At 53.1% G+C, this 11,519-nt stretch carries 10 protein-coding genes; 9 read left to right on the top strand and 1 reads right to left on the bottom strand.

Annotated elements, in window-relative coordinates:
* Positions 1-146 precede the first annotated feature (146 nt).
* From HMPREF9141_RS09905 to HMPREF9141_RS09880, 6 genes are all read left to right on the top strand, one after another.
* Entirely contained in the window at positions 147-1,013 is an 867-nt protein-coding gene (locus HMPREF9141_RS09905; RefSeq protein WP_007368593.1) for a helix-turn-helix domain-containing protein, read from the top strand.
* An 827-nt stretch (positions 1,014-1,840) separates the two neighbouring features.
* Positions 1,841-2,671 (top strand): prephenate dehydratase, encoded by an 831-nt coding sequence (locus HMPREF9141_RS09900; protein WP_007368592.1) that lies wholly within the window; start codon positions 1,841-1,843, stop codon positions 2,669-2,671.
* A 68-nt stretch (positions 2,672-2,739) separates the two neighbouring features.
* Positions 2,740-3,909: a pyridoxal phosphate-dependent aminotransferase gene (locus HMPREF9141_RS09895; RefSeq protein WP_174256080.1), complete on the top strand. Its 1,170-nt coding sequence runs from the start codon at positions 2,740-2,742 to the stop codon at positions 3,907-3,909.
* Between the two features lie 101 nt (positions 3,910-4,010).
* Positions 4,011-5,075, top strand: coding sequence for a bifunctional 3-deoxy-7-phosphoheptulonate synthase/chorismate mutase type II (locus HMPREF9141_RS09890; RefSeq protein ID WP_040555050.1), 1,065 nt, complete (start codon positions 4,011-4,013; stop codon positions 5,073-5,075).
* 178 nt (positions 5,076-5,253) lie between these two features.
* Positions 5,254-6,030, top strand: a complete 777-nt coding sequence (locus HMPREF9141_RS09885) for a prephenate dehydrogenase/arogenate dehydrogenase family protein (protein WP_007368589.1) — start codon at positions 5,254-5,256, stop codon at positions 6,028-6,030.
* Positions 6,031-6,304: 274 nt separating this feature from the next.
* Positions 6,305-7,285, top strand: coding sequence for an endonuclease/exonuclease/phosphatase family protein (locus tag HMPREF9141_RS09880; protein ID WP_007368588.1), 981 nt, complete (start codon positions 6,305-6,307; stop codon positions 7,283-7,285).
* A 210-nt stretch (positions 7,286-7,495) separates the two neighbouring features.
* Here the strand turns inward: HMPREF9141_RS09880 and mscL are convergent, their stop codons facing one another.
* A complete protein-coding gene (mscL, locus tag HMPREF9141_RS09875; RefSeq protein ID WP_007368587.1) occupies positions 7,496-7,918 on the bottom strand; it encodes a large-conductance mechanosensitive channel protein MscL in 423 nt (140 codons plus the stop codon).
* A gap of 274 nt (positions 7,919-8,192) precedes the next feature.
* Between mscL and gap the strand changes: the two genes are divergently transcribed.
* The 3 genes from gap (at position 8,193) to HMPREF9141_RS09860 (ending at position 11,296) form a co-directional block, all read left to right on the top strand.
* Complete coding sequence (gene gap, locus HMPREF9141_RS09870) at positions 8,193-9,221, top strand: type I glyceraldehyde-3-phosphate dehydrogenase (protein ID WP_007368586.1); 1,029 nt, start codon at positions 8,193-8,195, stop codon at positions 9,219-9,221.
* 174 nt (positions 9,222-9,395) lie between these two features.
* Positions 9,396-10,364, top strand: coding sequence for a tRNA (adenosine(37)-N6)-dimethylallyltransferase MiaA (miaA, locus tag HMPREF9141_RS09865; RefSeq protein WP_007368585.1), 969 nt, complete (start codon positions 9,396-9,398; stop codon positions 10,362-10,364).
* Positions 10,358-11,296 (top strand): diacylglycerol/lipid kinase family protein, encoded by a 939-nt coding sequence (locus HMPREF9141_RS09860; protein ID WP_007368584.1) that lies wholly within the window; start codon positions 10,358-10,360, stop codon positions 11,294-11,296. The genes miaA and HMPREF9141_RS09860 overlap by 7 nt, the downstream gene beginning before the upstream one ends.
* Positions 11,297-11,519: the final 223 nt, after the last annotated feature.

Raw genomic sequence — 11,519 nt, 5'->3', positions numbered from 1 at the left:
TGTCGTGCAAAGATAGGACTATTATGCCATAGGAAGATGATGAAATACGAACAAAAACTTTCCCGATTGTATGATTTCCTGTGTCTCGCACGTATTATTACGGAGAATAATGTTAGATTTGCAATATAATCATACAATAAGGAAAGATGAAAGAGAAGTCCAGAACCATCAACCCGTTCTCAATGGACAGCATCAATCCCGAAGAACTGCTGCCGCAGCAGGGACGTGTCACGGCAAATGACGAGGCCGTCCTCGTCATCGACGGTCACATACAGCACAGCCGTTTCCTCGAGGAAGGGAAGATCTACCAGATAGTAGAGCCGAGGCTGGTATTTGTCATGGAAGGACATGCCGACCTCTGCATCAACCTCCAGGACTGGCATCTCGAGAAGGGGATGCTGATGGTGCTGCCTGCCGATACCATTGTCGACATAAAGAAAATATCGGAGGAAACGCGCGTCGTTGCCATCATCTTCCGCAAGGGGGTGGAGCTGCCGGAGGAGAGCGTACTCACCGTTTCGCCCACAGAGGCCGACCGGCTGCTGCGCATGATTTACCTCGTCTGGGACTTCATGCAGGTCCCCCCTGTCCGCCGCACGGTGCTGCGGCATCTCCTGCAGGCACTCGTGGACAACGTCCAGTACATCAGGGACACTGCCGAGAAGGCTGCGGCAGACAGTATTCCCATGCGCATGCAGGAAACCTTCAGGAAGTTCCGGCGGCTGGTACATCGCCACTGTGTCAGGGAGCGTTCCATTCCTTTCTATGCCGGAGAACTGAACATGACCCCTCACTACCTGTCTTCCGTCATCAAGAAGGCGAGCGGTCGGAGCGTCATGTACTGGGTTAACCGTGCGACGGTACAGGAGGCGAAAATCCTCCTGGAGACCGGCGGCCTGACCGGCTGCGAGATTGCCTACCGGCTGCACTTCCCCAGTGCATCCGCCTTCTCCAAGTTCTTCCGGAGAGAGGTGGGCACGACCCCTCGGAAGTACCGGGAGGAATGCGGATGATCCGGAGAGGGACAAACGTCCCTCCTCTGATTGTATGGGAGCCGGATTCCCAACCGTGTGGGAACAGCGGTACCAGCCCTTGGGAACAGCGGTACCGCCCCTTGGGAACAGCAGTACCAGCCACCGGCAGCAGCCGGTATCGCACAGAGTATTTTCCGCAGGAGGAATCTTTCTGGTTCTTCCGAAATATGGAGTGATAAAGTAAGTCTGCTACATAATGAGGTTTGAGATTTGAGGTTTGAGATTTGAGGTTTGAGATTTGAGGTTTGAGATTTGAGGTTTGAGATTTGAGGTTTGTCCACTATATTGCATCCATCAAAAAGGGTTCTCCCGAAATATGGAGTGATAAAGTAAGTCTGCTACATAATGAGCACGGAGAAGCTGGGAAAGCGGGGGCAGGACGGCGGAATGAGAGAATAATGTTTACCTTTTTACTCTTTTACCTTTTTACTGTTTCCAACAGCTCACTGTTTCTGTGTGATATTTCATCAAGGTCGTCAATTCACAGGAAAAGCCTCATCACTCCAAATTCCTGAAGATGCATATTTCTCCACGAAAAGTTTGGTGATAAGAAATAAAAGTAATAAATTTGCAGTCGAATACAAACGAAAATGAAGATTATGAGCACGTCTTATGTATCTTTCCGTTACTTTTATTTTTTCTTTGCAGAAAGTTGCAAGGCGGGAGGTTGCGTGTAGATTTCAACTTATGACCATCACATAAAGCAAGAAACAGACGACGAAGCGGTCCCGCCCATTCCTGGGCAGGGCCGTTTTTCGTAGACCGGCCTTCTGACGGGCCGGTTCTCCACAAAACAGACGAAGCAGATGAAACGAATAGCCATACAGGGAGAACGGGGATGTTTCCACGACATTGCCGCCCATGCTTACTTTCCCGATGAACAGGTACAGCTTATATGCTGCACCACTTTTGAGAAGGTGTTCGAGGAGGTGGAAAAAGACCCGACGGTCATCGCGCTGCTCGCCATCGAGAACACGATAGCCGGCAGCCTGCTGCACAATTACGATCTCCTGCGCAAGTCGGGGACAATGGTCGTAGGCGAGCAGCGGCTCCATATCCAGCACTGCATCTGCTGCCTGCCTGACGACGACTGGACAACGGTCACCGAGGTTCATTCCCACCCTGTGGCATTCATGCAGTGCCGTTCGTTCCTTGCCGGTCATCCTGCTCTCAAGGCCGTGGAGGCTGATGATACGGCCGGGGCGGCTGCCTGTATCGCACGGAAACGTTGCCGCGGCCGGGCGGCTATCTGCGCCGCGGATGCCGCACGGATCTACGGACTGAAGATTCTCGAGGATTCGATAGAGGACAACAAGCACAACTTCACACGTTTCCTCATTGCCTGCCAGCCGCAGAAGGCCGACTTCCTCCGTCCGCTGACGGATGTGGACAAGGCGAGCATCGTATTCTCGCTGCCGCATGAAGAGGGGTCTCTGAGCAAGGTGCTGACCATCCTCTCTTTCTATGGCATCAATCTCACGAAGATACAGTCTCTGCCCGTCATCGGGCACGAGTGGGAATACCTCTTCTATGTAGACCTGACTTTTGACAGCCTCACCCGCTACCGGCAGTCGATAGACGCCATCACTCCGCTGGTGAAAAGCATCAGGATTCTGGGAGAGTACAGAGAACATTAGCAGCCGTCGGCGCGGGGAAAGTGCCCCGGCAGACAGAACATGAACAGCAGATGAAAAGGAAACAGCCTATGATACAGCCGGCAAGCCGTGTACGGGAGGTGCAGGAGTACTACTTCTCGCGCAAACTGAAAGAAGTGGCAGAACTGAATGCGGAAGGACAGGACATCATCTCCCTGGCTGTCGGCAGTCCCGACCAGCCTCCCTCGAAGCAGACCATTGACAAGCTCTGCGAGGTCGCCCGGGAGGCGGCAGGGCATGGCTATCAGCCCACCATGGGCACAGCCGAACTGCGCGGGGCGATGGCCGACTTCTATAAACGCTGGTATGGCGTGGAGGTGGATGCGCTGACCGAGGTACAGCCGCTTATCGGATCGAAGGAAGGTATCCTGCACGTCACCCTGGCCTTTGTCAATCCCGGCGAACAGGTGCTTGTCCCGGATCCCGGTTATCCCACCTACACATCCCTCTCACGGCTGCTCGGAGCAGAGGTCGTGACCTACGACCTGCGGGAGGAAAGGGGATGGCAGCCCGATTTCGACGCATTGGAGCGGATGGATCTGGGCCGTGTCCGCCTGATGTGGACGAATTATCCGAACATGCCGACCGGCGGTAACGCCCGCCGGGAGACCTATGTCAGGCTGGTCGACTTTGCCCGCCGGCATGGAATCGTGGTTGTCAACGACAATCCTTACTCGTTTATCCTCAACGAGGGAGAGAAGCTGAGCCTGCTGCAGGTGCCCGGTGCCAAAGACTGCTGCATAGAGCTCAATTCCATGTCGAAGGCTTACAATATGCCGGGATGGCGTGTGGGGATGTGCATCAGCAATCCTACTTTCATCTCGTGGATACTGAAAGTGAAGAGCAACATCGATTCGGGAACTTTCCGGGGCATACAGCTGGCTGCGGCGGAGGCCATGAGGACGAATACGGATGAATGGCATCGGCGGTATAACATAGAGGTCTATCGCCGGCGGCGTGTCCTGGCCGAAGAGATGTTGACACTGCTGGGCTGCCGTTTCGACAGGGCACAGGTGGGGATGTTCCTGTGGGGAAAGATACCGGAGAAGTACGCCGATGCGGAGGAACTGACCGAACGGGTGCTGCACGGGGCACGTGTGTTCCTTACCCCGGGATTCATCTTCGGCAGCAACGGCAGGCGTTATGTCCGCATTTCCTTGTGTGCAAAAGACGAGAGGATGGCGGAGGCATGCGACCGTATTGCCGCCCTGGAGTGGTAAGGCGGTATGCCGGATGCCGTGCCGTTGCCGCCGGTGCGGCTTTTGAGGAGGAACGGGACGATGCGCTCATCCCATCAAGTGAAACTAAAGAACAGATGATTATGGAATTAGACTTAGAACCTTTAAGACTCCCGAGCGACAATGTTCGCCCTGTTGTCATCGCTGGTCCCTGCTCGGCAGAGACGGAAGAACAGGTAATGTCCACGGCACGCAGCCTGGCAGACAAAGGCTGCCATATCTTCCGTGCCGGGATATGGAAGCCGCGTACGAAGCCCGGTGGATTTGAGGGCAATGGCGAAACGGCCTTGCCCTGGATGAAGGAGGTGAAGGAAGAGACAGGCATGCTGATCTCTACCGAAGTGGCAACGCCCGAACACGTCGAACTGGCCTTGAAGTACGGCATGGACATACTCTGGATAGGGGCGCGTACCTCTGCCAATCCCTTTGCCATGCAGGCACTGGCAGACACCCTGCAGGGGATGGACATTCCCGTGCTGGTGAAGAATCCTGTCAATCCCGACCTTGAGCTATGGATAGGAGCGCTGCAGCGGCTGAACCAGGCCGGGCTGAAGCGGCTGGGCGTGATACACCGTGGCTTCTCAAGCTACGAAAAGAAGATCTACCGCAACGTGCCGATGTGGCAGATTCCCATCGAGCTGCGCCGGCGTATCCCGGGGCTTCCCATCATCTGTGACCCGAGCCACATCGGGGGCCGCCGTGACCTGATAGCGCCGCTCTGCCAGCAGGCGATGGACCTGGGATTCGACGGACTGATCGTCGAGAGCCACTGTAATCCGGAGAAAGCCTGGAGTGATGCGAAGCAGCAGGTCACGCCCGATATTCTCGATTATATCCTGTCGCTTCTGGTCGTGCGTGACCATACCTCAACGACTGAAGGACTCCGCCTTCTCCGTGCGCAGATCGACGAGGTGGACAACTCGCTGATGGGACTTCTTTCCAAGCGTTTCCGTATCTGCCGTGAAATCGGCACTTTCAAGAAAGAGCATAACATGACGGTCCTGCAGACCGGCAGGTACAATGAGATACTTGAGAAGCGCGGTGCACAGGCAAGTCTTTGCGGCATGGATCCCAACTTTGCCGCACAGGTCTTCGAGCTGATCCATGAAGAGAGCGTGCGCCAGCAGCTGGAGATAGTGAACAGGTAGGAGCATCGGGTGTCGATGGTTCGCATTGCCGGCCGACGGGTATCGGGGGGATAAGCGGTGATTGTCTGTTGTCGATCAGCCTCTTGGCTGTTATTGGCTGCTGCTTTTCTTCATCATGACAATCGGCTGGTAACGAGTAATGTCCGTCACCGAATCCCCCTCTTGAAAAAGGAAGAATATGAAAATACTGATTATGGGTGCGGGAAAGATGGGAAGTTTCTTCATCGACCTGCTCAGTTTCGACCACGAAGTGGCGGCCTACGAAAAGGATGCCCGCCGTCTCCGCTTTACATACAACTGCCGCCGGTTTACCACCTTGGACGAGGTGGAAGCCTTCCGGCCGGAGCTGGTCATCAATGCCGTGACGGTGAAATATACGGTTCCGGCCTTTGAGGAAGTACTGCCGGTGCTGCCGTCCGGCAGCATCCTGTCAGACATCAGTTCGGTGAAAACGGGGCTGAAGGAATGGTATGGCCGCTGCGGGCATCCCTACGTGTCTACGCATCCGATGTTCGGGCCGACCTTTGCCAATCTCAACCAGCTGAGCGAAGAAAACGCCATCCTCATCAGCGAGGGAGACTATATGGGGAGAATCTTCTTCAAGGATCTCTACCAGCGGTTGGGATTGAACATCTACGAGTATAGTTTTGAGGAACATGACAAGACGGTAGCCTATTCGCTGAGCATTCCGTTTGTCTCGACCTTCGTCTTTGCGGCCGTGATGAAGCACCAGGATGCACCGGGCACCACTTTCAAACGGCACATGCAGATAGCGAAGGGCGTATTGAATGAGGATGACTACCTGCTCCAGGAGATTCTTTTCAATCCCTGCACGCACGACCAGGTGGCGCAGATCCGTACGGAACTGAAAGAGCTGCTGCAGATCATCGACGACAAGGATGCCGATGGCATGAAAGCTTATCTGGCGAAGATCCGCAAGCATGTGAAGGGGTAGGGGATCCGTCGGGAGGTGGATGATTCAGAGGAGGATAAGTCGTCACCGTCGTAGGGAATGAACGGCCTTATGTCTTCATCGTGGTCTTCTTGCCGGAGAGGAAGTCCTCTTGTCTTCAGACAACACCCCTGCGGCCGATTCCCCTTTATGGATGGAATGCGGTAAAGGCCTGATACCTTTACTCACTTTCCCCTCTGGCTTCTCATCCTTCCTTCAACTACCCCGTCTGTCCCCGCAATACTTTTAACTCTTGATATTTAATTCCCAACGGCTTATGCGTTTAGCATTAATCTTTATCTTTACAGTACTGACCACCTTGCAGACCTTTGCACAAAGTCGCCTGACCGTCGTCGAACTCAATGCGGAGAACCTGTTTGACACACGGCATGACACGCTGAAGGAAGATCGTGAATTTCTGCCGGATTCTCCCCGGCATTGGACCCGGACCAAGTACTGGGAGAAACTGAACAGGACAGGACAGACCCTCATAGCCTGCGGCGAAGACGGCAGCGGCTGGCATCTGCCCGACATCGTAGGACTGTGCGAGGTGGAGAACGACTCCGTCCTGTTCGACCTTACCCGCCGTTCATTGCTCCGCAAGGCACGTTATGAATACGTAATGACCGCCTCCGGTGATGTGCGCGGCATTGATGTGGCATTGCTGTATTCTCCTTTTTCCTTCAGGCTGATCAGAGCGGATACGATACGTGTCGCACCGATTCTGGACATGCGTCCTACAAGGGACATTCTTCATGTGGAAGGTGAAGTGGAAAACGGCGACACGCTGCACGTCTTCCTGGTTCATGCGCCGAGCCGAATGGGAGGTGAACTGTATTCCAGACCTTTCAGGAAACACGTGGTAAACCGGCTGTGCGATGCGGTAGATTCTCTCCGGCTGTGCCACTCGGATCCCAAAGTACTGGTGATGGGCGATTTCAATGATTATCCTGACAGTCCCTCCCTGCAGACCGCATATACGCACGGACTGGTCAATGTGTCGGCAGAAGCGCGGGGAAGCAACGGAGCCAAAGGAACCTATCGTTACCATGGTGCCTGGGGGAGTCTGGATCAGATTCTGGTGAGCGAGAACCTGCGTGAGCGTGTGTCAGGCTGTCATGTCCATGATGCCGTGTTCCTGCTGGAGCCGGATGAGAAATACGGTGGAGTGAAGCCACGCCGTAATTATAATGGTATGCGTTATAACAATGGATTCAGCGATCATCTGCCATTGGTCCTGCACTTAGAACTGAAATGAGGGGACGCTGGAGCTTGGCGGAATCAGCCTGTCGCAAAAGCCGGAGGCTGACATCCTTTTTCTGATGAGGGAGGACTTCTACCCGCCTCTTGTGCTGTGTATCTGCCTGATACATGGTCTTCCCGCCTGTAAGTGGCATTAACGAAAAAGTCCGGAGTTCCGTTGCCGGACTTCGGACTTCGTTCCCCTGTTGTTACAGGATGCCTGTATTTATTGTTTCTTCAGCAGGTCGCGTATCTCCATGAGGATCTTCTCTTCGTTCGTCGGCTCTGGAGCAGGTGCCGGCGCAGCTGTCTCCTCCTTTTTCTTAGACAGTCTGTTGATACCCTTTACGAGGAGGAATACACAGAAAGCGATGATCAGGAAATCGAATGTCGTCTGGAGGAAATTGCCGTAGTTGATGGTGGCGGCCTCCATCTTCTCCACTCCCGGAATGTCGACGGTGGGGAGCGTGATCTTCAGGTCGGTGAACTTGACGCCGCCGATGAGCCATCCGATAGGAGGCATGAGGATGTCGTCGACGATAGATGAGACGATCTTTCCGAAAGCACCGCCGATGATTACACCGACCGCCATGTCGACGGCATTCCCTTTTACTGCAAAGTCTTTGAATTCTTGAATGAGTCTGCTCATAATTTTATCTGTTGTTAAATTGTTGTTGTCCTGTACTTCTTTATCCTAAACATCCCGCTTTTGGCATACGGACGTTACAATCTCGGTCTGTAGGATTGCATCCATCCATCTGTATGCGTGTCGCACGTTATTTTTTATAATATTTAATACGCAAAGCGTCTGCAAAAATAAAAAAATAATTGTATCTTTGCAATCGTAACAAGGAAAATATTTCTACTGGGGAGGTAAAAAGAAAATAGTTTTATAAACTTTCATAAATTAATTAAGGTAAAAAATGGTAAATGTAGCTATTAACGGCTTTGGCCGTATCGGTCGTCTCGCATTCCGTCAGATGTTTGAGGCTGAAGGTTATGAGGTTGTTGCAATCAACGACTTGACAAGTCCTAAGATGCTTGCTCATCTTCTGAAATACGATACCGCTCAGGGTGGTTTCGCCGGCAAGTACGGTGAGGGCAAGCACACTGTAGAGGCAACAGAGGATTCTATCATCGTTGATGGCAAGGAAATCAAGATCTCTGCTGAGAAGGACGCTACAAACTGCCCATGGGCTGCTAACAAGGTAGACGTTGTTCTCGAGTGCACTGGTTTCTACACATCAAAGGAGAAGGCTTCTGCCCACCTCAAGGCAGGTGCCAAGAAAGTGGTTATCTCTGCTCCGGCAGGCAACGACCTTCCTACTATCGTATTCAATACAAACCACAAAACCCTGACAGCTGACGACAAGGTCATCTCTGCCGCTTCTTGTACAACCAACTGTCTGGCTCCTATGGCAGCTGCACTGAACGCATACGCTCCTATCCAGTCAGGTATCATGTCAACCATCCACGCTTACACGGGCGACCAGATGATTCTCGACGGTCCGCAGCGCAAGGGCGACCTCCGTCGTTCACGTGCAGGTGCCTGCAACATCGTTCCTAACTCAACAGGTGCTGCAAAGGCCATCGGTCTCGTCATCCCTGAGCTGAACGGCAAGCTGATCGGTTCTGCACAGCGTGTTCCGACTCCGACAGGTTCTACCACCATCCTCGTTGCTGTTGTCAAGGGCAAGGACATTACCGTTGAGGGCATCAACGCTGCCATGAAGGCTGCTGCAACGGAGAGCTTCGGTTACAACGAGGACCTGATAGTTTCTTCTGACATCATCGGTATGCGCTACGGCTCACTGTTCGATGCGACTCAGACAATGGTAAGCAAGATCAGCGACGACACATATCAGGTACAGGTTGTTTCCTGGTATGACAATGAGAACTCTTACACTTCTCAGATGGTACGCACAATCAAGTACTTCGCAGAGCTGAAGTAATATTGCTGGAAAGTGAATCTGCAATTCTCTCTTGCGCAGAGAGACATTGACGGATGAAATATTAATCCCTGCCGGTTCTCCGGCAGGGATTTTTCTGTTATCTTCCTTCTAAAGAAAAAATATTTTCTTTATCCGACTGGCTTATAGTTCGGGAATTTTATCTAAATTTGCGACATGAAGCATGAACATACGGAGAGCGGTGCGGATTATGGGACGGCTTCGGGAAAACGTATGATAACCATTCTCGGGCCTACGGCATCGGGCAAGACAGACCTCGCCGCACATCTGGCGGTGCGCATTGGTGCTGAAATCATCAGTGCCGACAGCCGGCAGGTGTACCGGGACATGGACATCGGCACGGGGAAGGATCTGGGAGATTATACGGTGGACGGACGATCCGTTCCCTACCACCTGATAGATATATGTGAGCCCGGGACGAAGTACAATCTCTTCCGCTATCAGCAGGACTTCCTCAACTGTTATGAAGACATACGGAGCAGGGGGGTACCGCCCATTCTCTGTGGCGGGACAGGCCTCTACATAGAAGCGGTGCTGAAAGGTTACAGCCTGTCTCCGGTGCCCCAGAATCCGGAGCTGCGCCGGTCACTGGAGAACAGATCGCTTGGGGAGCTGACACAGATTCTGACCGGATTGAAAGAGAGGAACCACTCCGTCATGCACAACAGGACGGATGTAGACTCCTGTCAGCGGGCCATCCGCGCCATAGAGATTGAAACGCACAACCTGTCGGCTCCGACAGAAGACCGGCACTGCCCGCCGATAGACTCGTTCATAATAGGTGTGGACATTGATCGTGACGAGCGCAGGCAGAAAATAACAGAGCGTCTGAAAGCCCGGCTTGAAGCGGGGATGGTGGAGGAGATAGACCGCCTCCTGAAACGTGGTATTCCTGCCGAAGATCTTATTTATTATGGGCTGGAATACAGGTTTGTCACGGAATATCTCGTCGGACGGCTGTCTTATGAGGAAATGTTCGGACAGCTGGAAACGGCCATCCACCAGTTTGCGAAACGGCAGATGACATGGTTCCGGGGCATGGAACGGCGAGGCTTCACAATACACTGGGTCAATGCCCGGCAGCCGATGAATGCAAAGATAGAAGAAATATTAAGTCTATGGTAGAAGAAGAGAGGTGGGGCATCATCTATTGTCCCAAAGGCGGATTGCTGAGTAATCCTGTGAAACGCTGGGAACAGGCAGAACATTGTCTGCAATCGCATCATATATTGTATGACATGGTACAGAGTGAGAACCCGCGCAGTGTGGAAAGGCTGGTTCGTATGATGATCAACAACGGTTACAGGACCCTTGTCATCTTCGGCGGGGACTCTGCCCTGAATGATGCGGTCAACTACCTGATGCGCATGGAACCGGAAGAGCGGGGACAGATCACGCTGGGGGTGATTCCGAACGGGGTGCTGAACGACTTTGCTCATTTCTGGGGTTTTGATGAATCCTGTCTGGACCGGACCATCCGATGGCTGATGCAGAAAAGGGTGAGAAAGATAGATGTCGGATGTATCCGTTATCAGAACAGAAAGAACGAGCACTGCCGGCGTTATTTCCTCAACTGTGTGAACTTTGGCTTTGTTGCCACCATTATGAGCCTTCGCCGCCGTACCCGTCATCTGTTTGTCTCCAGAAGACTGTCCTTCATCCTTTCGACTTTCCTGCTTCTCTTCCAGCGTACCGACTTCCTCATGCACCTCCATGTCAATACGGAGACGGTAAACAAACGCCTTATGACGGTCTGCATAGGCAATGCCTCGGGCTACGGACAGACCCCCAACGCCGTACCGTACAACGGTCTGCTGGATGTCTCGGTCGTCTCCCAGCCCAAGACCGTGCAGATTATCGAGGGGCTTTATCTCCTCCTGCGTGGGAAAATTCTGAATCATAGGAGTGTGCATCCTTATCGGACGGCCGAACTGACATTGCAGGCAGAGAGCCATACCCCTGTCAGTGTGGATGGACGCCTGTTGAACGGGACGCCTGTCGGAACATGCAAGGTCAGCGTGGAGAAGGAGGTGATCAACTTCCTGATACCCGACTGACAGACGGCTTTCTGATGCTGGCAGTCCTGAATCCTTGTCAGGATATTATCTTGCCCGCAGCGGTGAAGGTGACCTTTTACCTTGTAAGACAGGAAACTTTCCTCATGGCGAATTTCCTTTAAACACATCGGCAGGAAAAGGGAAGAGCGGTTCGCTCCTGCCATGGTCCTATATAGTAAGGTGCTGATGGCCGGATTGTGCGGGAGCGGTCTGCCGGGCACAC

Origin of the sequence: Prevotella multiformis DSM 16608 (assembly GCF_000191065.1) — a bacterium.
GTDB classification, from domain to species: Bacteria; Bacteroidota; Bacteroidia; order Bacteroidales; family Bacteroidaceae; genus Prevotella; species Prevotella multiformis.
This window is presented reverse-complemented; position numbering and strand designations above follow the sequence as displayed.